This is a genomic window from Pantoea sp. NPDC088449, from assembly GCF_044753225.1.
Classification (GTDB): Bacteria; Pseudomonadota; Gammaproteobacteria; order Enterobacterales; family Enterobacteriaceae; genus Pantoea; species Pantoea floridensis.
Map to the genome: position 1 here is coordinate 155,796 of NZ_JBIVMT010000004.1, position 19,194 is coordinate 174,989.

General features: G+C 51.8%; 30 protein-coding genes and 1 pseudogene. 27 read left to right on the forward strand and 4 right to left on the reverse strand.

The features are described from left to right. Positions 1–63 precede the first annotated feature (63 nt). The 13 genes from ACIP6T_RS18065 (at position 64) to ACIP6T_RS18125 (ending at position 7,961) form a co-directional block, all read left to right on the forward strand. Positions 64–315 (forward strand): hypothetical protein, encoded by a 252-nt coding sequence (locus ACIP6T_RS18065; RefSeq protein ID WP_400458261.1) that lies wholly within the window; start codon positions 64–66, stop codon positions 313–315. 30 nt (positions 316–345) lie between these two features. Continuing rightward, positions 346–855: a phage regulatory CII family protein gene (locus ACIP6T_RS18070; protein WP_400458262.1), complete on the forward strand. Its 510-nt coding sequence runs from the start codon at positions 346–348 to the stop codon at positions 853–855. A gap of 10 nt (positions 856–865) precedes the next feature. Beyond that, positions 866–1,042, forward strand: coding sequence for a phage filamentation protein Fil family protein (locus tag ACIP6T_RS18075; RefSeq protein WP_211728207.1), 177 nt, complete (start codon positions 866–868; stop codon positions 1,040–1,042). Further along, the gene (locus ACIP6T_RS18080) at positions 1,006–1,344 is read left to right on the forward strand and encodes a DUF5347 family protein (RefSeq protein ID WP_400458263.1); all 339 of its coding nucleotides are present in this window, start codon (positions 1,006–1,008) and stop codon (positions 1,342–1,344) included. The genes ACIP6T_RS18075 and ACIP6T_RS18080 overlap by 37 nt, the downstream gene beginning before the upstream one ends. A 69-nt stretch (positions 1,345–1,413) precedes the next feature. Further along, positions 1,414–1,641 (forward strand): DUF2732 family protein, encoded by a 228-nt coding sequence (locus ACIP6T_RS18085; RefSeq protein ID WP_400458264.1) that lies wholly within the window; start codon positions 1,414–1,416, stop codon positions 1,639–1,641. Then, on the forward strand, positions 1,641–1,868 hold the full coding sequence (locus ACIP6T_RS18090; RefSeq protein WP_400458265.1) for a TraR/DksA family transcriptional regulator: 228 nt from the start codon (positions 1,641–1,643) through the stop codon (positions 1,866–1,868). The genes ACIP6T_RS18085 and ACIP6T_RS18090 overlap by 1 nt, the downstream gene beginning before the upstream one ends. Beyond that, positions 1,865–2,689, forward strand: coding sequence for a DNA adenine methylase (locus ACIP6T_RS18095; protein WP_400458266.1), 825 nt, complete (start codon positions 1,865–1,867; stop codon positions 2,687–2,689). The genes ACIP6T_RS18090 and ACIP6T_RS18095 overlap by 4 nt, the downstream gene beginning before the upstream one ends. Next, positions 2,686–4,935 carry a replication endonuclease gene (locus ACIP6T_RS18100; RefSeq protein WP_400458267.1) on the forward strand — a complete coding sequence of 750 codons (2,250 nt, stop codon included), beginning with the start codon at positions 2,686–2,688 and terminating at the stop codon, positions 4,933–4,935. Before ACIP6T_RS18095 ends, ACIP6T_RS18100 begins: the two co-directional genes overlap by 4 nt. A gap of 201 nt (positions 4,936–5,136) precedes the next feature. After that, on the forward strand, positions 5,137–5,328 hold the full coding sequence (locus ACIP6T_RS18105; protein ID WP_071845586.1) for a hypothetical protein: 192 nt from the start codon (positions 5,137–5,139) through the stop codon (positions 5,326–5,328). A 17-nt stretch (positions 5,329–5,345) separates the two neighbouring features. Further along, positions 5,346–5,579, forward strand: coding sequence for a DinI-like family protein (locus tag ACIP6T_RS18110; protein ID WP_400458268.1), 234 nt, complete (start codon positions 5,346–5,348; stop codon positions 5,577–5,579). Between the two features lie 76 nt (positions 5,580–5,655). Then, the gene (locus ACIP6T_RS18115; RefSeq protein WP_400458269.1) at positions 5,656–5,913 is read left to right on the forward strand and encodes a hypothetical protein; all 258 of its coding nucleotides are present in this window, start codon (positions 5,656–5,658) and stop codon (positions 5,911–5,913) included. A 491-nt stretch (positions 5,914–6,404) separates the two neighbouring features. After that, a complete protein-coding gene (locus ACIP6T_RS18120) occupies positions 6,405–7,742 on the forward strand; it encodes a hypothetical protein (RefSeq protein ID WP_400458270.1) in 1,338 nt (445 codons plus the stop codon). Next, positions 7,743–7,961 carry a hypothetical protein gene (locus tag ACIP6T_RS18125; protein WP_400458271.1) on the forward strand — a complete coding sequence of 73 codons (219 nt, stop codon included), beginning with the start codon at positions 7,743–7,745 and terminating at the stop codon, positions 7,959–7,961. A gap of 27 nt (positions 7,962–7,988) precedes the next feature. Here the strand turns inward: ACIP6T_RS18125 and ACIP6T_RS18130 are convergent, their stop codons facing one another. After that, positions 7,989–9,026 (reverse strand): phage portal protein, encoded by a 1,038-nt coding sequence (locus tag ACIP6T_RS18130; RefSeq protein ID WP_400458272.1) that lies wholly within the window; start codon positions 9,024–9,026, stop codon positions 7,989–7,991. Then, positions 9,026–10,789, reverse strand: coding sequence for a terminase ATPase subunit family protein (locus tag ACIP6T_RS18135; RefSeq protein WP_400458273.1), 1,764 nt, complete (start codon positions 10,787–10,789; stop codon positions 9,026–9,028). Before ACIP6T_RS18135 ends, ACIP6T_RS18130 begins: the two co-directional genes overlap by 1 nt. 145 nt (positions 10,790–10,934) lie before the next feature. Here ACIP6T_RS18135 and ACIP6T_RS18140 point away from each other — a divergent pair, with 145 nt between their 5' ends. The 12 genes and pseudogenes from ACIP6T_RS18140 (at position 10,935) to ACIP6T_RS18195 (ending at position 16,922) form a co-directional block, all read left to right on the forward strand. Next, a complete protein-coding gene (locus tag ACIP6T_RS18140) occupies positions 10,935–11,789 on the forward strand; it encodes a GPO family capsid scaffolding protein (protein WP_400458274.1) in 855 nt (284 codons plus the stop codon). Between the two features lie 46 nt (positions 11,790–11,835). After that, the gene (locus tag ACIP6T_RS18145; protein ID WP_400458275.1) at positions 11,836–12,957 is read left to right on the forward strand and encodes a phage major capsid protein, P2 family; all 1,122 of its coding nucleotides are present in this window, start codon (positions 11,836–11,838) and stop codon (positions 12,955–12,957) included. 3 nt (positions 12,958–12,960) lie between these two features. Further along, complete coding sequence (locus ACIP6T_RS18150) at positions 12,961–13,629, forward strand: terminase endonuclease subunit (protein ID WP_400458276.1); 669 nt, start codon at positions 12,961–12,963, stop codon at positions 13,627–13,629. Between the two features lie 90 nt (positions 13,630–13,719). Further along, the gene (locus ACIP6T_RS18155; RefSeq protein WP_400458277.1) at positions 13,720–14,190 is read left to right on the forward strand and encodes a head completion/stabilization protein; all 471 of its coding nucleotides are present in this window, start codon (positions 13,720–13,722) and stop codon (positions 14,188–14,190) included. Continuing rightward, the gene (locus tag ACIP6T_RS18160; RefSeq protein ID WP_400458278.1) at positions 14,187–14,393 is read left to right on the forward strand and encodes a tail protein X; all 207 of its coding nucleotides are present in this window, start codon (positions 14,187–14,189) and stop codon (positions 14,391–14,393) included. Before ACIP6T_RS18155 ends, ACIP6T_RS18160 begins: the two co-directional genes overlap by 4 nt. A 3-nt stretch (positions 14,394–14,396) precedes the next feature. Next, positions 14,397–14,609 carry a hypothetical protein gene (locus tag ACIP6T_RS18165; protein ID WP_200536636.1) on the forward strand — a complete coding sequence of 71 codons (213 nt, stop codon included), beginning with the start codon at positions 14,397–14,399 and terminating at the stop codon, positions 14,607–14,609. Beyond that, positions 14,590–15,105 (forward strand): lysozyme, encoded by a 516-nt coding sequence (locus ACIP6T_RS18170; RefSeq protein ID WP_400458279.1) that lies wholly within the window; start codon positions 14,590–14,592, stop codon positions 15,103–15,105. Before ACIP6T_RS18165 ends, ACIP6T_RS18170 begins: the two co-directional genes overlap by 20 nt. Continuing rightward, on the forward strand, positions 15,102–15,491 hold the full coding sequence (locus ACIP6T_RS18175; protein ID WP_400458280.1) for a DNZ54_00345 family protein: 390 nt from the start codon (positions 15,102–15,104) through the stop codon (positions 15,489–15,491). The genes ACIP6T_RS18170 and ACIP6T_RS18175 overlap by 4 nt, the downstream gene beginning before the upstream one ends. Beyond that, a pseudogene (locus ACIP6T_RS18180) lies at positions 15,488–15,838 on the forward strand (LysB family phage lysis regulatory protein); the annotation flags it as partial. The gene ACIP6T_RS18175 and the pseudogene ACIP6T_RS18180, both read left to right, overlap by 4 nt. Further along, positions 15,759–16,079 (forward strand): Rz1-like lysis system protein LysC, encoded by a 321-nt coding sequence (gene lysC / locus ACIP6T_RS18185; protein ID WP_400458281.1) that lies wholly within the window; start codon positions 15,759–15,761, stop codon positions 16,077–16,079. The pseudogene ACIP6T_RS18180 and the gene lysC, both read left to right, overlap by 80 nt. Then, entirely contained in the window at positions 16,012–16,479 is a 468-nt protein-coding gene (locus ACIP6T_RS18190) for a phage tail protein (RefSeq protein ID WP_400458282.1), read from the forward strand. The genes lysC and ACIP6T_RS18190 overlap by 68 nt, the downstream gene beginning before the upstream one ends. After that, a complete protein-coding gene (locus tag ACIP6T_RS18195; RefSeq protein ID WP_400458283.1) occupies positions 16,476–16,922 on the forward strand; it encodes a phage virion morphogenesis protein in 447 nt (148 codons plus the stop codon). The genes ACIP6T_RS18190 and ACIP6T_RS18195 overlap by 4 nt, the downstream gene beginning before the upstream one ends. Position 16,923: 1 nt before the next feature. On the opposite strand, the gene ACIP6T_RS18200 is transcribed toward ACIP6T_RS18195, so the two are convergent. Both ACIP6T_RS18200 and ACIP6T_RS18205 read right to left on the reverse strand, forming a co-directional pair. Next, positions 16,924–17,685 carry a hypothetical protein gene (locus ACIP6T_RS18200; protein WP_400458284.1) on the reverse strand — a complete coding sequence of 254 codons (762 nt, stop codon included), beginning with the start codon at positions 17,683–17,685 and terminating at the stop codon, positions 16,924–16,926. Then, on the reverse strand, positions 17,675–18,133 hold the full coding sequence (locus ACIP6T_RS18205; protein WP_400458285.1) for a hypothetical protein: 459 nt from the start codon (positions 18,131–18,133) through the stop codon (positions 17,675–17,677). The genes ACIP6T_RS18200 and ACIP6T_RS18205 overlap by 11 nt, the downstream gene beginning before the upstream one ends. 125 nt (positions 18,134–18,258) lie before the next feature. On the opposite strand from ACIP6T_RS18205, the gene ACIP6T_RS18210 reads away from it, so the two are divergent. Together ACIP6T_RS18210 and ACIP6T_RS18215 are read left to right on the forward strand one after the other, a co-directional pair. Further along, on the forward strand, positions 18,259–18,846 hold the full coding sequence (locus tag ACIP6T_RS18210; protein WP_400458286.1) for a phage baseplate assembly protein V: 588 nt from the start codon (positions 18,259–18,261) through the stop codon (positions 18,844–18,846). Next, on the forward strand, positions 18,843–19,193 hold the full coding sequence (locus tag ACIP6T_RS18215; RefSeq protein ID WP_400458287.1) for a GPW/gp25 family protein: 351 nt from the start codon (positions 18,843–18,845) through the stop codon (positions 19,191–19,193). The genes ACIP6T_RS18210 and ACIP6T_RS18215 overlap by 4 nt, the downstream gene beginning before the upstream one ends. Position 19,194: the final 1 nt, after the last annotated feature.

A 19,194-nucleotide genomic window follows, 5' to 3' on the forward strand; every position in this document is an offset into this window, starting at 1 on the left:
TGAGGCTGATTAGCGCCAAGAAAGACTAAACGCTACTCATAAACCAACAGGAGATTTTGCAACATGAATCCAGTTATTACAATCCGCATCCCTAGTGCAACCGTATCAACGTCTGAATTCGCACGCCTAGAAGGGTATGCAGTTGATACTGTTAGAAAAATGACCCAGCGCGGACAGCTCGAAGCTGAGCCTAAATGCCTTCAGCCAGGTAAAAAACGCGTTGGGGGTAAAACCCGCATCCTCTATGCACGCTACAAAGAGAAGCAAGTCCGCGCCAATTTGGGACATTCACGTTTCGAAATAGTAATTGGTTAATTCACTATAAGTGAATCAAAGGATTGATATATGTTTGATTTTAAGACTTCCACCCAAACACACTTTGATGAAGCCTGCCGCAAGTTTGCTGCCACTCACAGCCTGAGAGAGTTGTCAGAGCGTGCCGGCATGAAAGTGCAAACGCTGCGCAACAAGCTGAATCCTGATCAGGTGCATAAGCTGACCGTTGATGAAGTGCTGTTGCTTACCGACCTGACAGAAGACGCCACACTGGTCGATGGCATGCTGGCACAGTTGCAGTGCCTGCCATGTGTACCGGTCAATGAAATGGCAAAAGAGAAGTATTCGACTTACGTGATGAAAGCTACCGCTGAAGTAGGTGTGCTGGCGGCAAGTGCATTTGGTGCTGACAAGGTCACAGCTAGTTGCCGTCGCGGAATCGTTGAGGCAGCAAACACCGGTATCCGCTGCATGATGCTGGCAGCGTTGGCGGTGCAGACGCGCATTCATTCCAACCCGACTTTAGCCTCAACCGTTGATGCAATTAGCGGGCTGGGTGCTTCTATTGGCATGAGTTGAGGGCGCAGCGATGATCTCATTAGCAGCACGCCTGAAGAAACAAAGCCCGTCAATGTCCTACGGCAACGGCTGGATTATGGGCGAGAACGGCAAGCCATGGCATCCGGTGTTGTGCAGCCAGGGCAAAGAAGCAAAGCAGAGAGGTAAATCATGGCTATCGAAGGTAATGCAATGCTGGGCGAGCTGACAGCAGGCCAGCGTGTTTCCGCTTTAAATCATCTTGCTGTAATTCGCTCTCAGTTTGGCGGCAACAGTGAAAAAGAGTTATCCCGTTTCTTTAAAGATATGCGCGACGTTCGAGACAGCAATTATCAGGAAAACAAACGGACTTTAAGCGCGATTCTTTTTTTAGCGAACATCGGTAACACCAGACACGATGTTGATTTTAGTGAACTGACTACTGATGAAAAAACGGCGCTTATTCGTGCGATGAATCAATTAAAAGCAGTCGTGAGTTTATTTCCAAAAAGATTGGCACTGTCTAATTAATTAACCCCAAACAAATATAAGGCGTTAACCCGCCGGGCATTCTTTTGCCCAAATTCTGGAGAAAGAGATATGCGAAATATCGAAACACACAAATTTGATGCTGATACAGAAGCGCTGGCATCAATCATTACTAAGGCCCGAATGGAAGAGCGCAAAGACCGTGCGATTGCAGCTTCTGAGCGCCTGCTTGAACTGGCTGTGCATGTTTATCAAAAAGGGCTTGGCGCGGTTGAAACTGCCGATCTGATTCGTCGTGAAGCAGAGCGCTATCTTAACGAATCTCAGGAGTTGCACTAATGGCTGATTCAATGGACTTGGTGCAGCAGCGCGTTGAAGAAGAACTGGCGCGCAATCTTGCCCTCGCAAAACAGCACCCAATCGGTGCGAGTGAATTTTTCTGCCTATCATGCAATGAAGAAATTCCCGAAGCCCGCCGCCGAGCGCTGCCGGGTGTTCAGCTTTGCGTGACCTGTAAATCTATTGGCGAGCTTAAGAGCGCCCACTATCAAGGCGGTGCGATATGAGCACCATTCTGAAATGGGCTGGAAGCAAGGCGGGCATCATGCCCGCTCTTTCTCTTCATCTTCCGCAGGGTAAGCGTTTGGTTGAGCCGTTCGCGGGTTCGTGCGCGGTCATGATGAACACGGATTATCAGCAGTACCTGATCGCTGATATTAATCCCGATCTAATTAACCTCTATCGTCAGGTAAAAGAACACACGCGCCCGTTCATCGTTATGGCGGCGCAAATGTTTAACCAGAACGCCAACTTTGAGGATTATTACCGCATCCGTGGTGAGTTTAATCTCTGCCTTTCATTGACGCTTTTACAGCGCGCTGTTTATTTCCTGTATCTGAATCGCCATGGTTATCGCGGTCTCTGCCGTTACAACCAGAAGGGGGGATTTAATACCCCGTTTGCTAAAAACGATACTGCATATTTCCCGCTCGCTGAAATTGAAACATTCGCGGTAAAGGCGCAGCGAGCGACTTTCATCTGTGCTGACTTCAAAGAAACTCTGCAGATGGTAGAGGGTGGCGATGTTGTTTATTGCGATCCTCCATACGACGGCACATTCAGCCAGTATTTCGGTGAGGGCTTCGGCAAAGAGCAACACACACAGCTCGCCTCAATGTTATCCGGCATTGCCGAAAAAAATGCCGTGGTTTGCTCAAACAGCGATAACCAGTTTACCCGTCAGCTTTACAGCCAATTTCACAAATCCTCAGTAAATGCGCCTCGTAGCATTGGCAGTAAAGCCGGTGAAGGAAAGCGCGGTGCAGAAATCATTGCGGTGCGCGCACCGCATTCCGACCCGGTGGCTACCGGAGAAAGCGTCGCATGATCCATGAGTTTGCCTACCCGTGGAACGCTCCACGGGAGGCCATCGCCAGCCCATATCCAACCTATGAGGAAATGCACAGCCGCAACAAGATGATTGCGGCTTTAGTGCGTGCGCAGGAGCTACTCGAAAAGCAGCCAACTTTGGTGCAACTCGACGTTAAGCGCCGCATTAGTGATCTGGAAAAAACACAAGGCACAGCCCGTGCCAATGCGTACTTTACGAAAACATTCGTTGAGCGCACATTGCCACGCGTTGAGGTTGTCAGCGCTCAGTATCGCCTCGGTGATATGAGTGCCGGCACCATCAATATCTTTACAGGCAACGCCCCGGAAAATACCGGTGCTGCCAGACCTGTCGGCGCGCTGTGGGAGTTAATGCGCCGTTTCAACCGCCTGCCGGATATGGCAAGGGCGGATGTTGATTTGCTCGCTGGTGATGTTGCTAATTTCATCCTGGCTGAACTGGTGCAAGCACATCAGCAGGCCAGCGACGAGTCGGATTATAAATACACCCACCGCGTTTATATGACCGCCGCCGCTATAACGCGCGAGCTGAGCCAGACGCCGCCACTGTGGGAAAAGGTCACATCACGCCTGTTCGATCCGGAAGAAGTTACCCCGGCAATTATGCGCATGCAGACTGAAAAGTGGTGGAAAGGCAGACTGCGTCGCGTTGCCGCATCATGGCGTGAACATCTTCAGATTGCGCTGGCGAACGTCAGCAAAAAGCACACCCCATACGCCAGCAATATGACCGTTGCTGAATGGCGCGAGCAAAAGCGCCGCACGCGTGAGTTTCTGAAATCGCTGGAGCTGGAAGACGAAGAAGGCAACCGCATCAGCTTGATCGATAAATACGACGGCAGCGTGGCTAATCCGGCGATCCGCCGGTGTGAGCTGATGACCCGCATCCGTGGGTTTGAAAATATCTGCAACGATATGGGGTTTGTTGGTGAGTTCTACACTCTGACAGCGCCAGCCCGCTATCACGCCACCATCAAGACCGGCCATCGCAATCGCAAATGGAACGGCTCAAGCCCTGCTGACACACAGCGATATCTCTGCGGTGTCTGGCAGAAAATACGCGCCAAACTCCACCGCGAAGACATTCGTATTTTCGGAATTCGGGTTGCTGAGCCGCACCATGACGGCACGCCACACTGGCACATGTTGATGTTTATGCGCCCTGAAGATGTGGATCAGGTGCGCCAGACAATCCGCGATTACGCCTATCAGGAAGACAGCGGCGAGCTGACCACGGATAAAGCGCGCAAAGCCCGCTTTCATGCTGAAGCTATCGATCCTGAAAAGGGCAGCGCCACCGGATATGTGGCGAAATACATTTCTAAAAACATCGACGGCTATGCGCTGGACGGTGAGCTGGACGACGAAAGCGGTAAAGAGCTGAAAGAAACTGCACCGGCGGTTTCCGCATGGGCTGCACGTTGGCACATTCGCCAGTTCCAGTTTGTTGGCGGCGCGCCGGTCACCGTTTACCGCGAATTGCGCCGCATGGCTGACAGTGAAACCGCACACGGCTTGAGTGTGGAGTTTGCTGCTGCACATGACGCTGCTGATGCTGGCGATTGGGCTGGCTACGTCAACGCGCAGGGCGGCCCGTTCGTCCGCCGTGATGATCTGGCGGTTCGCACCTGGTATCAGGCAAGCGATGACGTCAACGAGTACGGGGAAGAAACCGTGCGCATTAAGGGTGTGTTTGCCACTGAAGTTGGTGAAGACACACCAATCCTAACCCGTCTGGCACAGTGGAAGATCGTTCCGAAGCGTGCCGTTGATTTTGATTTTGACCTTCAGGACGCGTCCGCGTCCTCTCGGAGTTCTGTCAATAACTGTACGGGAGGTTCGAGATCTGAGGATTCGAACCCGCCGGAAAGTTTCGACAAAATCGACCTAGATGGCATGAGTAAGAAAGAACGGCGCCAGCTTCTTGCCCGGATAAGGGCAGAGCAACCCAAAAAGCGGCATAAGAAGCTGCGGCGGTCAGACAAAATCGAGGCGGCTTGCGACAACGTTATTAGCCAGGTGAGAGATTTATGCGGTGAAACAATCAGTCGTGGACTGGCTGTGCGCCTCATAGGTGGTACGCAAACAGAAATTGCAGGCCGGATGTTCTACAGTTCGGCTTATGGCGACCTGTTCCGACCCAAAATAGAGCGTAAGACTATTGGCATATTAGAGCGATTTAACCGATTGGCGGACCAGGTCAGAGCAAAAAACGCTCAGTAATCGACTGAAGTTAGCATAAACAGGGCAACTTTTGGCTAAACCACTGTGGTTATACAGTTTAATAGCCGCTGTGGTTATGTTGGGAAAAGGTGTTTCATATCATGCAGATAAAAACATGTTTCGGCTGCAACATTTTTCTTTCGATAACTTCAGTTGCTATGCTACTGTATAGATGTACAGTGATTTCGATGGGGAGGGCGCGTGGATAACGAATTACAAGAGCGGGTTATGCTTGAGCGGGTTGAGTTAATAGCAAGGCTAACAACTGAAGGGATCTGCAAGGAAAGAGACAGGGAAATAGCACTCAGCTTGATAGCTGAGATTGCAAGCAACACCGCGATGGCAAACAAACAATTTTCAGTCGTATTTTCGGCTGTTCCTCTTGATAAATAATCCTTTAGGTTACTGCGATGCGCATTGAAATCATGCTCGATAAGAATCAAAAAATAAGCCAGTCGGTTATGGATGCATTCCATGAAGAAGTCAGCAAGCGGGTTTGCGCGTTGTTTCCTGAAACCCTCGTGCGGGTTCGCCAGGGCAGCTATACAAAAATTGAGATGCTCGGCGTCAGTCTGGATGAAGACAAGCGCCGTCTGAATGATCTGCTGCAAAACGTTTGGGAAGACGATAGCTGGATGCACTGAGTAAACGCTGCTGATGGCAAAAGCTTGATTTTGGCGGCGGCAGGGTTGAACAACGAGCACTGCGAGGCGTTAGGTTATGGCAAAGTCACCAGACAAATTTCAAATCATTTACCGGGGTGAAGCGCTCAATCATTACAAGCCGGGTGAATGGGTTTTCTTTCAGCGGGCGAAAGAGAACGGCGGCGGGTACTGGTTAGGCAAGACATTCGATTTCGTTTTCATGCTGGAAATACCGCACCCTGTTTCTATTGCTCAGGGCATGAAATTCATGAGCGAACAGGAAGTATTGGCAAAGGTTAAACTCGACTCCGCGGACGATTTCAGGCTGCAATGAGCTATGCATGCATAAGACGCATGTTTCCGCATGCAGTACACACAGATAAAAATACCCGACGAGGCCGCAGCAGGCCTCGTTTTTTTTGGATCGTGCAAGTGCATTAAAAGCGACCTACGAAGCGGGCAGGCGTGGCGGGGATAGCATTGCGCGCGAGGGGTGCAAACATGTATGCATAAGTCGCGCCTGCTGCACGGAGGCAGGCGCACGTCATCGCGCCAGTCGCGAGATGGCAAAACGGCAAAACCTCGCAAAACGCATCTGAGAGCGCCTGCGGGTGTCGGATTGATGCTTGAATTCTGTGGTGGTTTGTAGCGGTAGGGTTTTAGCTTTAGAAATAGCTAACTTTCTGTACAAGATCATTGATTTTGAGGTGTCAATGATTTTACTGTTTAAGTATCTAAACAGTAGTTTTCAAATATTTGATTGATTTTAAGCCTGATGCTTTCCGTTCCTACTATCTAACTCTTAGTTGAACTGTAAGGATACACATGAGATTCCCTAGATATCAAAGAGATTTCTTCCAAGCAGCATCGATGATTAGAGCGCTAAAAGCTGATCCTTCCAACATGGAACTGATATTAGAGTTACATCGTTTCCTAATTAGAAAGATAGTTAAGGAAGAAAAAAGGATTAAAAGACTTAAGCGCATTAGGAGTCGCCTTGCTAGAATAAAAAAAAGTAGAAGGCTCGGCAAAGACGATTCAAATAAATTAAAGGCCTTGATGAGCATGATTGAACCTAGGTTAAAAGCTAGGAGGATAATGATATATACTTGGAAGTTTTTTGGTGATGGGATCGCCAATATTTATCAGCCTACGTGCAACCTCAAGCATCTCTACTATGACGCTAATTACAATGTGAAAGAGGATGCTGGATTTATTTCTGGAAAGGATGGATTCAAGCAAGAGTGGAAGATATTTAGAATGGGGCTGGATAAAAACGTGCCCGTTATCCTATCCGATATAACGAATATTATCCGACATGGTGATGTGTGTGCTATGGGCTGGAGTGATCCTGTACCCATTGAGGTAAAAAAAACAAAACATGCAAACCCAGGTGGCCGCGTTAATAGACAGTTTAGGCAACTACAACAGTTAGCTATGTTTTACGGAAATGATTATGCGCCTAGCTTTAGAAATGGCCTTGATGCATACCGAATCGAAAAACAAAGTAACGATATAGTTTATTATGACGAAATTAATTTAGTTGTTAGAAATGCACTCAAGGATGGATATAGCAGCATGGAGGTTGAGAGCGGCTTAACTTATTTTTGTTCGCGTATAGCCAGAGATGAAGGCTTAGATGTTAACTCGGTTAAACACCTTGAGAGTATATGCGGTTTCAAGAATTCTGTAGTGTTTCACGAATTGACACCAGAAGAGGATTGGGGGGTGGCATATCCTTTCACGCTTTCACTTGAGGATGAATGCTTGGTTGCTTTTATTCAGAACGATATATCTATTCTGATACTTTATGATTTAGAAGAAATACGTAGTGAATATTTAAAGAATGGCGTTTATGCAAAGTTCATTATGGATGGAAAATCAGCAATCCAGATTTGCTTAGATGAAAGTGATCTTATGAAAGGTGCTTATAGAATTGGGGAGCAATATTTCAATAGGGAGGTAATGGGTTTTAATTCTGTTAAGGATTTTATTGAGAGTAGTTGCGTGATGCTTAAACAGTTGCCAGACCTTAAAGTTAGAGATGGTGAACTGAAGGAACGAGCAATAAATTTTGATGAGGAATTATTGCAAGAGTGGAAAAATGCGAAAGATTTATTGATTGATGAAAAGCAAGAAACACCTAATACGAAGGAGAGCTAAATGTCAGAAGAAATTAGAAAAAGATTTAACATCCCTGAAGGGCATGTTTTAGAGCAGGTCTCAATGGACTGGAAGGGGTTGCGTAAAGGAAGGGATAACGATGAGTACGTTTTTAATCAGTTAGATGAGAGTGGAAATGTTGTCGCTACTTATGACGAGATCCACTCAACATCAGCTTATCCACCTTTCGCGACAAGCATCACTGTCAATAAAAGATAAAGACCTACTCATTTAGAGCTAAGTCTTTTAGGGTTCCAGTTCATACGGCCGGAACCCAATAACTTCCTCTCCAATCCAGTAATTGATCTCCTTCATGCGCTCTTGCAGCGGTGTAAGTTCATTGCGCACAAATACCTGTGATGCTTTCACCGCGTCGCCAAAGCCGCCGGTATTGTCCGGGATGATACCCATCATTTGCGGCGGTACGCGGTGTGCGCTTAACAGGTCGTCGCGGCTGGCCTTCTTAATATTAAAGAAATCGTCTTTCGTCGCCACTTCGCTGAGCGGCAGAATCTTGATGCCATCCGGCTTGCCGTTGGGTGCGTACATGAACAGGTTGCGAAAGTTGCCGATCCCTTTCGTGTCGCGCATCGCCTGACGCATGCGGTCAATATCACTGCTGCTTTGCGCGGCGTCGGTCATATACAGGATGTAACCTGCGTGTGCACCGTTCTGGTAATACTTGCGGCGGAACAGCGTAGCCGCTTCATTCAGCCAGGCGGAGTTAAGCGCGCTCAGATATTCCGGCAGACCGTACAGCTCCTGATTGATATCCGGTTCGATAAGGTGGAAAACCTGATCCGCTTCAAACTGATGCGCCTCTTTCCACTCATTCACAAACCAGTAAACGCCATCCTGCACACCACGGCGCGTGTACTTCGCCGGTGACGTTTCCAGTCGCAGTGGCTTACCCAGCGTGTTGCGGCGCAGCTCGGCGAAGGCATTGCCGAACACCAGATAATCTAGCGCAAATTTGCTGAACTCCTGCTGGCTCAACAGAGGGTGCGGGATGAAGGTTGACGCCAGAATGTTGCGTTTCACGTACAGCGGCGAGCTGTGATGCACCGCCGAGCGCAGGCTTTTAGCCAGACCGTGAAAACTGACCGGCGGCTCGTACCAGCGCCCGTTATGAATGCACTCGGCATAATCCATAATATCGCGCTTATCCAGCACTGCGGTTGGCTCGCCGAAGCTGAACGCCTCGAAGGGCTGCTGGCTCTGCTGCGTGGTTTGTTCTGTCTTTGCTCGGGCGGCGAAAGCCTTGCGGCCTTTGTGTTTAGTCATCAGTTAAATTCCAGGAATGAGGATGATTCGCCGCCGCTGGCAGCGGTGAGCGGTTCGTTTAAGAGGGCGTGCATGATTGCCCAGGCGACGTCGGCGTGGCTGGCCTCCTCGCTGCGGCTGGCTTCGTAGGTTGAGCGGTTGCCGCTGGCGGTCATGGTTTTGCGGATAGCCATAAAGGATTGCGTGATATCGGTCTGGCCCGCGTCGTATTCCAGTCGCCCGCTGGTGATGGTGTCTTTTGCCTTCAGCACCATCGCGGTTTTCACTTCAGGCGAGTATTTGATTTCACGCGCAGCCGGGAAGAACTGGCGAACAAGCTGGAAAACACCCTGACCGATGCCGGTCGCATCCACACCGATATATTCCACGGTGTATTTTTCGGTGAGTTCCTTTATCGACTGCGCCTGCGCGGCAAAGTCCATGCCGCGCCACTGATGGCGCTCCAGCACGCGGAACTTGCCACCCCTGACGAGTGGCGGAGCCAGAACGGCACACCCGGCGCTGTCGCCGGTATGTGAAGGATCGTATCCAATCCACACCGGGCGATAGTCAAACGGGCGCAGCGCGTAAGGGTTAAAGTCGTTCCACTCCTCCAGGCTGTCGACCATGCAGGTCTGCAGTTCGGCAAACGGAAACACGCTGGCTTCGTCGTCGACAAATTCACACATCAGCAGGTTCTGATATTCCGCCGGGCTGTATTCGAGCTGCAGCTGATCGATGTCGAACAGGTCACACCCGCCGGATAGCGCATCTTCAACCGTGACAATCTGCCGCCACTGGTTATCACCGCACAGCGCGCCTTTCGCCAGGTGAGAGTGAGACAGGTCAATCTCAATGCGGTCATCTTTGCTGCGTCGGCCTTTGTTAAACAGCTCGCCAGACCAGAACGGGTAAGCGCTGTGCGACAGGCTCGACGGCGTGGAAAAGTAGGTGGTGCGCCACTTCTTGTGCAGTGACATGCCGCTGGCTACTTTTCGCAGCTCCTGAAACTTCGGAATCCAGAAATATTCATCCAGGTACAGGTTGCCCGTGTAGCTCTGCGCTGTGCGAACGTTAGTACCGAGGAAAATCAGGCTTGCGCCGTTGGGCAGCACAATCGGATCGCCTTTCAGGTCAACATCAACCAGTCGGGCAAAATTCAGAATGTAATTTTTGAAAACGTGCGCCTGCGCCTTGCTCGCTGATAAGAAAATCTGGTTTCGCCCGGTCGTCAGCGCATCAATCAGCGCCTCGCGGGCAAAGTAGAACGTCGCGCCAATCTGGCGGGATTTGAGGATGTTGCGGATACGGTGAGCCAGTCCGGCTTTGTGCCAGTGGAGCTGATAGTCAAAGCAGCCATCCATAAACAGGTCGGTGAGCTTATCGGTCTGCTCGTCGCTGAATACGTTTTTGCTCGGCGGCTGGCGCTCGCCCTTGTTACGGTTGCGCACGTTGGGATTGAGATCGGCCTCATTACCGCTGCCGCGATAGCGCTCGACGCGGGCGAGTCGTTCAATCTGCCGTCCGAGTGCGTCTATTTCCTTGTAATCACCATTCCCCTTGACCTCTTTCATGATGAGCTGAATCAACCGTGCTTCCATGCTGGCTTCAACGCGACTGATGGGCGCAACGTTTTCCCACTCGTCGCGCAGCTTCCAGCTCTGTACGGTTGGCGTTTTCTGTCCGAGCGTCTCCGCAATCTGGCGCACGGAAAATCCCTGCCAGTACAACAGCGCGGCCTGACGGCGCGGATCGGTGATGATAGTGCCGGGTGTCATGTTCATGGCGATAAGGCTACCGATGGCGAAAAACGCGCGCCTGCACTCGCTGTTTGCTGGTACGTGAGCGGGCGGGCATTCGTTGAGGGATTGGGTGGTGATGGGGAAACTGGCCCCGAACCGAACCAATCCACTGACCGGAGCCTGTTACATGGCAACTAAGGCAACTAAAGCAAAGCGTTTCCGCATCGCGGTCCAGGGCGCTACTACCGATGGTCGCGAGATTTCCCGTGACTGGATTTCGCAGATGGCGAAAAACTATGACCCGACCGTGTACGGTGCCCGCATCAACATGGAGCACATCAAGGGTTATGCCGCTGACAGCACTTTCCGCCGCTTTGGTGACGTGACGAAAGTCGAAGCCGAAGAAATCACCGAAGGCCCGCTGGCGGGCAAGCTCGCGCTGTTTGGCTATATCGACCCGACGCCTGACCTTGTCGATCTGACCAAGGCGCGCCAGAAGGTTTACACCTCTATCGAAGTGAACCCGAATTTCTCCGACACCGGCGAAGCCTATCTGGTTGGCCTGGCTGTGACTGACGACCCGGCAAGCCTAGGCACTGAATACCTGAGCTTCAGCGCCACCGCCAAAGCTAACCCGCTGGCATCACGCAAAGTGCACAAAGACAACCTCTTTACCGCTGCTGAAGAAACTCAGATTGAGTTTTACGAAGAAGCCGAAGCAGCCCCGTCCGTGCTGGATTTCGTGAAAAACCTTTTCTCAACGAAAAAGAAAACCGATGACGAGCGTTTCGGTGATCTGGGCGAAGCCGTTACGGCTGTGGCTGAGCGTGTGCAGCAGAACGGCGAAAGCTTTGCGCAGCAGCTCGCCAGCGTTGAGCAGAAATATTCCTCACGTCTGGAAGCGCTGGAAACGGCAGCAGGTAAAGACCGCGAGGCGCTGACCGCGCTGCAGGATTCGCTTGCGAATACCGACGGTGGCTTTAACCGTCGCCCGCCTGCCACCGGAGGCGACAACAAAGGCAGCGTGCAGACCGACTGCTGATAAACCCGGCCTGACTAAACCCGAACACTGATTAACAGGAGCGCCAATGCGCCAGCAAACCCGTTTTAAATTTAATGCCTATATGTCACGCGTTGCCGAGCTTAACGGTGTGGAAACCGGCGACATGAACAAGAAGTTCAGCGTTGAGCCGTCCGTCGCGCAAAAGCTGATGACCCGCGTGCAGGAGTCATCCGCTTTTCTGACCCGCATCAATATCGTGCCGGTACCGGAAATGAAGGGTGAAAAAATCGGCGTCGGCGTGTCCGGCTCGATTGCCAGCACTACCGATACAGCTGGCGGCGACGAGCGCGAAACCGCTGATTTCTCTTCGCTGGACAGCCGCGGTTATGAATGCGCGCAGGTCAACTTTGATTTCCATATCCGTTACAACACTCTTGACCTGTGGGCGCGCTATGAAGATTTCCAGACCCGCTTACGTGACGCCATCATTCAGCGTCAGGCGCTGGACCGCATCATGATCGGCTTCAACGGTACGCACCGCGCCAAGACTTCGAACCGTGCAACGAATCCGATGCTGCAGGACGTGGCGGTGGGCTGGCTGCAGAAGTACCGCAACGAAGCGCCAGACCGCGTGATGAGCAAAGTCACCGATGAAGATGGCGCGGTGGTGTCGGAAAAAATCCGCGTGGGCAAATCCGGCGACTACGCCAACCTCGACGCGCTGGTGATGGATGCAACCAACAACCTGATCGAGCCGTGGTATCAGGAAGACCCGGAGCTGGTTGTTATCGTGGGCCGTCAGCTGCTGGCTGATAAGTACTTCCCGATCGTCAACCAAACCCAGGCGAACACCGAGCAGCTTGCGGCTGACGTGATCATCAGTCAGAAGCGTATCGGCAACCTGCCAGCGGTGCGCGTGCCGTACTTCCCGGCTAACGCCATTCTGGTGACGCGCCTCGATAACCTGTCGATTTACTGGCAGGAAGGCACGCAGCGCCGCCATATCGAAGAGGTGCCGAAGCGTGACCGCATCGAAAACTACGAGTCAGCGAACGAGGACTACGTGGTGGAAGACTATGCGGCGGGTTGCCTGATCGAAAACATTCAGCTCGGTGATTTCACCCCAGCGACAACCAGCGCCGCGTCTGAGCCTCAGGGCGATGCAGGCAGTGCTGAAGCTGGCGCAGCCGGAACGGGCGGAGAGTAACGCATGCTGAGTCCCGCCCGCCGTCACCGGATGCGCGTTCAGGCCGAAACCGAAACGCAACGGGAGTCAAACCCGATGCGCCACGCCACCGGCTATGAGCAGATGCTCGTGAAACTCAACGAGGACAAGCGCCGACTGAAGAAAGTCCACTCAAAGGAAAATAAGGCAGTACTCAAAGCGAAGATGCTGCCCGAATACCTGCCGTGGGTTACAGGCGTGATGAACAGCGGGCGCGGTGCGCAGGATGCCATCGTGATGACCGTCATGATCTGGCGACTGGACACGGGGGACGTAACCGGCGCGCTTGAAATCGCCCGCTACGCTCTCAGGCACGGTCTGGTGTCACCTGACGGATTCAAACGCGACAGCCTGCCGTATCTGCTGGCAGAAGAAGTTGCCAGCGCCGCGATGCGAGCCTGGACGGCAAAAGAGGCGGTGGACATTGAGCCGCTTCTCGAAACCCTTCGGCTGACCGACGGCGAGGACATGCCTGATGAAGTGCGCGCCAAGCTGCACAAAATCATCGGGTATGTGCATCGCGATTCGGGCGGGACTCATGAGGCGATGAAGCACCTTCAACGCGCGCTGCAGTTGCATGACCGCTGCGGCGTTGTAAAGGACATTGAGCGACTGGCAACTGCGATGAAGAAGCAGGCGCAGGCCAGCCGCTGACCGGACGCGACCCCGCGCAGGGCGGCAGGACGGCAACGCACTTTCAGTGTCTGCGCCGTCCTCCACCGCCCACCTATTTAAGGGCCAACTATGAGCACCACGCTGGTAATAGCAGCACAGCGACCGGCAGAGACTGCCGAGCCGCCGGTAAAAAATACCTTTTTCTGGCCTGATATCGATCTGCAGCAGCTTCGCGAATCGCTGCGCTACGAGGGAACGGTCACCGCGACGCGCCTGCGTCAGGCCGTGCTGACGGCTATTTCCGAAGTGAACGCCGAGTTGTACGACTGGCGCGCCGAGAAAATGGCGGCGGGCTATAAAACGCTGGATGCCGTACCGGCTGAAACGCTCGACGGCGTGAGCGAGAAAGTGACGTATTACATCGCTGCCGTGGCCTCGATCACCGCCGCCGCCATTGCCGAGAAATATCGCGGCTATGACGCCAGCGGCACGAAAAAGGCAACGGAAGTGGAGGCAAGCGCAGACGAATACTGGCGCGATGCGCGATTCAGTATCAGCCGTATCGCCGGGCGTCCGGGCTGTATCGTGGACTTGCTATGACACGGGTTTACGCGCTGCAGGGCGATACCGTGGACGATATCTGTTATCGCCATTACGGGCGAACTGCGCAGGTGACCGAACAGATTTACGAGGCTAATCATGGCCTCGCCAGTGCCGGGCCGGTACTGCCGCATGGCTACCCGGTTGACCTGCCCGACTTACCGGACGCGCCGACGAGCGAGACCGTTAACCTTTGGGACTGAATCATGTGGGAAAACATTCGTACTGCAATTGTCTGGGTTATCGCGCTGGGTATGGCGTGGCTGGGTGATATGTCGGTTAAAGATTTTTCAACCTTAGCAGGTGTGGTGATCGGTTTGCTGATGGCGTTTATAAGCTGGTACTACAAGCGGAAAACCTACCTGTTACTGGCCCGTGGGCGCATCAGCCAGGAGGACTATGAATCTGCAAATCGTTAAGCGCTGTTCGGTTGGTGTGGTGTTGGCCATCGCCGCCACGATGCCGGGATTTCAGACGCTGCACACTTCTGTTGAGGGCATGAAGCTTATCGCAGATTACGAAGGGTGCCGACTGAGTCCTTACAAATGCGACGCGGACAAGTGGACGGACGGCATTGGTAATACGGTTGGCGTGGTGCCGGGTAAAACCATCAGCGAGCGGCAGGCGGCAGGCACGTTTATTGCCAACGTACTGCGGACCGAAAAGGCGCTGTCCCGCTGCATATTCACGCAGTTGCCGCAAAAGGTTTATGACGCCGTGGTGTCGTTTGCCTTCAACGTGGGAACGGGCAACGCCTGCAGCTCAACGCTGGTGAAGTTGCTGAATCAGGAGCGATGGCGCGATGCCTGTATGCAGTTGCCGCGCTGGGTGTATGTGAAAGGTATTTTTAATCAGGGGCTGGATAACCGCCGTGGGCGTGAGCTGGTCTGGTGCTTAAAAGGAGTTACTCAGTGAAAACCAAAATTCTGAACGTAATTATCGATGTTGTGTATATCGGGCTGCTGATTGCCGGTCTGCGTGATCCGCAAAGTTGGTTGATGAATCTACCTGTCGCCTTTACCTGGCTATTAAACACGTTTGTCTGGCTGGCAGCATTCGCGGGCGCACTGGCTTTGGTGGCAGGCGGCGAAGCGAAAACTAAAATGCGCGCCCAGCTTGTGCTGTTTTTCAATCGACCGGCGAAGGGGGTGCTTAGTCGGGCATACGGTTGGGGAATGAAGATGCTTATTGTCATCAGCCTGGCTTACTCGGGATGGCTTATCACTCTGATTAGCTACGTACTGACAGTGGTTTTATATCAGCTGTGCCGTTCAATGCTCTCGAAGCCTGACGCAGCATGACGCGCATCATCGGCACACTTCTGGCAGCGGCACTGGTGGCACTGGGGCTGACCGGCTGGCGCTGGTCGGTTGCCGCCGGTGAGCTGGTTAGCGCACAGAAAATTATCGGCACGCTTTCGGCTGGCATTGAGAGCAGAGACAAGGCGATAGCCAGGCTCAACAGTGAAAACCTGCAGGGGCAGAAGCGTGAAGCTGAGCTGCGGCTGATGCAGGGGCGGGCCAGCGCCGGAGCGTTGACCCGTGAGGCACAAATACAGAGGGAAACCGATGCGAACCCGATATTACGTGACTGGTCTGCTGCTGCTTTGCCTGACGATGTTATCCGGCTGCACACCCGACCGGCCTTCACCAGCGCCAGAGATTATCTGGATTGGCTGTCCGCGCGTGACAAGCTGCCCGGTGCCGGGAAACAGCCTGCGAACGGCGGGCGATCTGGCGGCGGATAACCGTCAACTTGAGGCGGCGCTCGCGTCCTGCGGGCTGCAGGTCGAAATTATCAAAGACTGTCAGGAGCAACACGATGCTGAAACCCAACCAACTACGCAAAGCGCTGACCGCCAGCGTCCCGCTGCTGCTACGAAACCCTGACAGCCTGAACGTGTTTATCGACAGCGGGCGCATTGTCTCAACGCTCGCCACCTCGCTGTCGTTTGAGTATCAGTACCGGCTGAACATGGTTATTACCGACTACACCGGAGATATCGACGTGCTTATCGTGCCGATGCTGGAATGGCTGCGGGTGAATGAACCCGACATGATGGCGACGAAAGAGAAGCAGCAGACCGGCTTCACCTTCAAGGCGGACGTGATCAGCGATACCGCCTGCGATATCAGCATTGATTTACTGCTGAGCGAACGCGTGATTGTGCAGCGCATTGGCGACGAGCTGCACGTAAATCATCTGAATGAAAACCCGCTGCCGGAAAACGACTACCGTCCGTTACAGCTTTATGCTCACGGCGCGTTAATCAGCGAGCTTGATTCATGAACGACCTGAGGATGGTCAGTGACCGGCTGAATGCGCTGATTGGCAATCTGTCCGCTTCATCCCGCAAAGAAATGGCGCGCAACATTGCTAAGAAGTTGCGCGCCAGCCAGCAGCAGAACATTAAGCGCCAGCAGGCACCTGACGGCACGCCTTTTAAGCCGCGAAAGACGCAACCCATTCGCAGTAAGAAGGGCCGCGTTAAGCGTGAGATGTTTGCCAAACTCCGCACCGCAAAATACATGAAAGCGCAGGCAACATCTGACGAGGCTGTGATTGAGTTTGCGGGCAACGTGCAGCGCATGGCCCGCGTGCATCATTACGGGCTGCGCGACCGGCCATCACGCAAAGGCAAGGAAGTGCAGTATGAGGCCCGGCCATTGTTAGGATTAATAGGCGAGGATCTAAAGTTTATCGAACGCGAAATTATCGATGCACTTAAATAAGTCAGTTAACATCAATAAAACTTGCGTTGAATAATATAGATGTGTATTCATCAGGCGCAGGCCCGTCCTGTCCTTCAATTCTTTCTCTGCTAAAAACGTCTATTTTGTATCCGTCTTTGTCATGCCTGGTCGTTATAATGCATCTTTTATCTCTTGGATTTGTAACTATTGCACTATGATTATAATCTATGATTTCCCTGTTGACTCGAAGGCAATATTTACCTGTGTATATTTCACCTTCAATATGACCGCACTCATAGAACCCTTTTCCACAAACAGAGCATTCGCCAATGGTTTCTATCATTCCTGGGCTATTAAAGACTGCCTGTTTAGGGAATAATATATCTTCGTATTTCACAGAGGTTTCGAAAATCAAATCAATCGAATTACCTACGGTTTCTTTAAGATGAGGGTACTTTTTAACAAATGCAGTGCATACTTGTAAATAATCTTGGCTATCAATCAAGCTATGCCATGATTTCTGGTTTTCTTCTTTTTTTAAAAATAATATTACTTCGAAAAGGCTCCGCATAGCGGATAAGATACACTGTAAGTAAAGCAGCCCGTCAGCATCTTTTTCAATGTTCGCTTTTATTAATTGATGTTTGTACTGTTTTGCAGCATCAATATGTGAGTCAAGATAATCTATCCAGCATTTAATGAGCCTTGCTGATGTGGTAACTTGTAACTCTTTAAAAGCTTCAGTAACAGCATTCGACATAAGTTGGTCGATTTCGTCTATTGTTATTTTTTTATTTTCCATTGAACAACCCATCCAAACTGTGCTTTATTTTATCCAATCCAGCAACGTCGCCTTCATAACTAAGTTGGGTTTTTTTTGCGCCATCACGCTCTTCGCAAATTACCTTTAACTTAATTGAGGGTGATTCACCTTTTCGGGTAAATTTAGTGGCGCATGTCTCAACGGTATCTAAAATCAAGTCAATGATGTCAGGGTGATTTTGAATGATGTTCATTGATAGGTAAATTATGGGGCCAAACCATTCAATGCTTCTTTGTTCTATTAGATTCTTAGGGGGGGAAAGAAATTCTACGTCGGTTTTACTTTTGAGTTCCTTATAAAAACTTAGCGCAGTCGATGTGTAAATTGAATCATTTGGGTCAGACCAATAACTATCAGGGATTATTATGGCTTTATCCTTGTTCGTTTCATTAATATCAATGTCGCAACTCGTAATATCAATTTTCATTTTGCATGCCTCTGAGAATGTTTTTTTTGGGGAAATATATTTGGCTGTGATGTGTTTTGTCCGTTGGTGGATGAACAAAGCTATCTAACTTCAAATCAGCACTCTTAACAAGTCATTATGCTTCCATGAACAATGAAACTGTTAGCGAAATCCTGCGCCTGCTGCGCAATCTGATCCGCATAGGCACCGTGTCTACCGTAAATCTGGACGACGGGTTATGCCGCGTGGATACAGGGAATCTTACGACTGGCTGGCTTCACTGGCTGACTGCGCGTGCGGGTAATACCCGTTCGTGGAATGCGCCGTCAGTGGGCGAGCAGGTGATCGTTTTGTGCCTCGGCGGTGAAACAGATACCGGCTTTGTGCTGCCGGCCATTTTCTCTGATACCAACCCCGCGCCATCGGCGTCGGCAGACGCGCTGCACTGGTCATTTCCTGACGATGCGGTGATCGAGTATGAACCGGCGACCGGAGCGCTAAAGGCGACCGGCATCAAATCGGCAACCATAGAGGCGTCTGTAAAAATCCTGCTGGATTCCCCGCTGGTTGAGTGCACGAAGCTGCTGAAAACCGCACAGCTAGAGGTGACGAGCGGCGGCACGATGAAAGGTGACGTTACACACACCGATGGCTCGCTGAGTTCTAACGGCAAAGTCCTGCACTCGCATAAACACCCGGGCGACAGCGGCGGGCAGACGGGTGAGCCACTATGACAACTGCGAAATATATCGGCATGAACCGGGAAACCGGCAGCGCCATAACCGACCTCGATCACATACGTCAGTCGATGCGCGACATTCTGATGACTCCCGTTGGCACTCGCGTAATGCGCCGCGAATACGGTTCGCTGCTGTCTGCGCTGATTGACCAGCCGCAAAACGAATCACTCCGCCTGCAGATTATGTCGGCCTGTTATCTGGCGCTGCTGCGCTGGGAACCCCGCGTCAAACTCACCGGCATTAATTTCGACCCGGATTTTAACGGCGGCATGGTGGTTGAACTGACTGGTAACAGAACCGACACGCTGCAGCCTTTTTCACTAACCGTTCCTGTGAGCTGAG

Excerpts from the sequence above, each read along its gene's own strand:
- ACIP6T_RS18155 (WP_400458277.1), top strand. The coding sequence starts at position 13,720 with ATGAGCACCACGCTGGTAATAGCAGCACAGCGACCGGCAGAGACTGCC.
- ACIP6T_RS18070 (WP_400458262.1), top strand. The coding sequence starts at position 346 with ATGTTTGATTTTAAGACTTCCACCCAAACACACTTTGATGAAGCCTGC.
- ACIP6T_RS18135 (WP_400458273.1), bottom strand. The coding sequence starts at position 10,789 with ATGAACATGACACCCGGCACTATCATCACCGATCCGCGCCGTCAGGCC.
- ACIP6T_RS18125 (WP_400458271.1), top strand. The coding sequence starts at position 7,743 with ATGTCAGAAGAAATTAGAAAAAGATTTAACATCCCTGAAGGGCATGTT.
- ACIP6T_RS18210 (WP_400458286.1), top strand. The coding sequence starts at position 18,259 with ATGAACAATGAAACTGTTAGCGAAATCCTGCGCCTGCTGCGCAATCTG.
- ACIP6T_RS18115 (WP_400458269.1), top strand. The coding sequence starts at position 5,656 with ATGGCAAAGTCACCAGACAAATTTCAAATCATTTACCGGGGTGAAGCG.
- ACIP6T_RS18200 (WP_400458284.1), bottom strand. The coding sequence starts at position 17,685 with ATGGAAAATAAAAAAATAACAATAGACGAAATCGACCAACTTATGTCG.
- ACIP6T_RS18100 (WP_400458267.1), top strand. The coding sequence starts at position 2,686 with ATGATCCATGAGTTTGCCTACCCGTGGAACGCTCCACGGGAGGCCATC.
- ACIP6T_RS18205 (WP_400458285.1), bottom strand. The coding sequence starts at position 18,133 with ATGAAAATTGATATTACGAGTTGCGACATTGATATTAATGAAACGAAC.
- ACIP6T_RS18075 (WP_211728207.1), top strand. The coding sequence starts at position 866 with ATGATCTCATTAGCAGCACGCCTGAAGAAACAAAGCCCGTCAATGTCC.
- ACIP6T_RS18150 (WP_400458276.1), top strand. The coding sequence starts at position 12,961 with ATGCTGAGTCCCGCCCGCCGTCACCGGATGCGCGTTCAGGCCGAAACC.
- ACIP6T_RS18110 (WP_400458268.1), top strand. The coding sequence starts at position 5,346 with ATGCGCATTGAAATCATGCTCGATAAGAATCAAAAAATAAGCCAGTCG.
- ACIP6T_RS18065 (WP_400458261.1), top strand. The coding sequence starts at position 64 with ATGAATCCAGTTATTACAATCCGCATCCCTAGTGCAACCGTATCAACG.
- ACIP6T_RS18095 (WP_400458266.1), top strand. The coding sequence starts at position 1,865 with ATGAGCACCATTCTGAAATGGGCTGGAAGCAAGGCGGGCATCATGCCC.
- ACIP6T_RS18170 (WP_400458279.1), top strand. The coding sequence starts at position 14,590 with ATGAATCTGCAAATCGTTAAGCGCTGTTCGGTTGGTGTGGTGTTGGCC.
- ACIP6T_RS18195 (WP_400458283.1), top strand. The coding sequence starts at position 16,476 with ATGAACGACCTGAGGATGGTCAGTGACCGGCTGAATGCGCTGATTGGC.
- ACIP6T_RS18145 (WP_400458275.1), top strand. The coding sequence starts at position 11,836 with ATGCGCCAGCAAACCCGTTTTAAATTTAATGCCTATATGTCACGCGTT.
- ACIP6T_RS18090 (WP_400458265.1), top strand. The coding sequence starts at position 1,641 with ATGGCTGATTCAATGGACTTGGTGCAGCAGCGCGTTGAAGAAGAACTG.
- ACIP6T_RS18130 (WP_400458272.1), bottom strand. The coding sequence starts at position 9,026 with ATGACTAAACACAAAGGCCGCAAGGCTTTCGCCGCCCGAGCAAAGACA.
- ACIP6T_RS18120 (WP_400458270.1), top strand. The coding sequence starts at position 6,405 with ATGAGATTCCCTAGATATCAAAGAGATTTCTTCCAAGCAGCATCGATG.
- ACIP6T_RS18140 (WP_400458274.1), top strand. The coding sequence starts at position 10,935 with ATGGCAACTAAGGCAACTAAAGCAAAGCGTTTCCGCATCGCGGTCCAG.
- ACIP6T_RS18165 (WP_200536636.1), top strand. The coding sequence starts at position 14,397 with ATGTGGGAAAACATTCGTACTGCAATTGTCTGGGTTATCGCGCTGGGT.
- ACIP6T_RS18160 (WP_400458278.1), top strand. The coding sequence starts at position 14,187 with ATGACACGGGTTTACGCGCTGCAGGGCGATACCGTGGACGATATCTGT.
- lysC (WP_400458281.1), top strand. The coding sequence starts at position 15,759 with ATGCGAACCCGATATTACGTGACTGGTCTGCTGCTGCTTTGCCTGACG.
- ACIP6T_RS18215 (WP_400458287.1), top strand. The coding sequence starts at position 18,843 with ATGACAACTGCGAAATATATCGGCATGAACCGGGAAACCGGCAGCGCC.
- ACIP6T_RS18080 (WP_400458263.1), top strand. The coding sequence starts at position 1,006 with ATGGCTATCGAAGGTAATGCAATGCTGGGCGAGCTGACAGCAGGCCAG.
- ACIP6T_RS18190 (WP_400458282.1), top strand. The coding sequence starts at position 16,012 with ATGCTGAAACCCAACCAACTACGCAAAGCGCTGACCGCCAGCGTCCCG.
- ACIP6T_RS18085 (WP_400458264.1), top strand. The coding sequence starts at position 1,414 with ATGCGAAATATCGAAACACACAAATTTGATGCTGATACAGAAGCGCTG.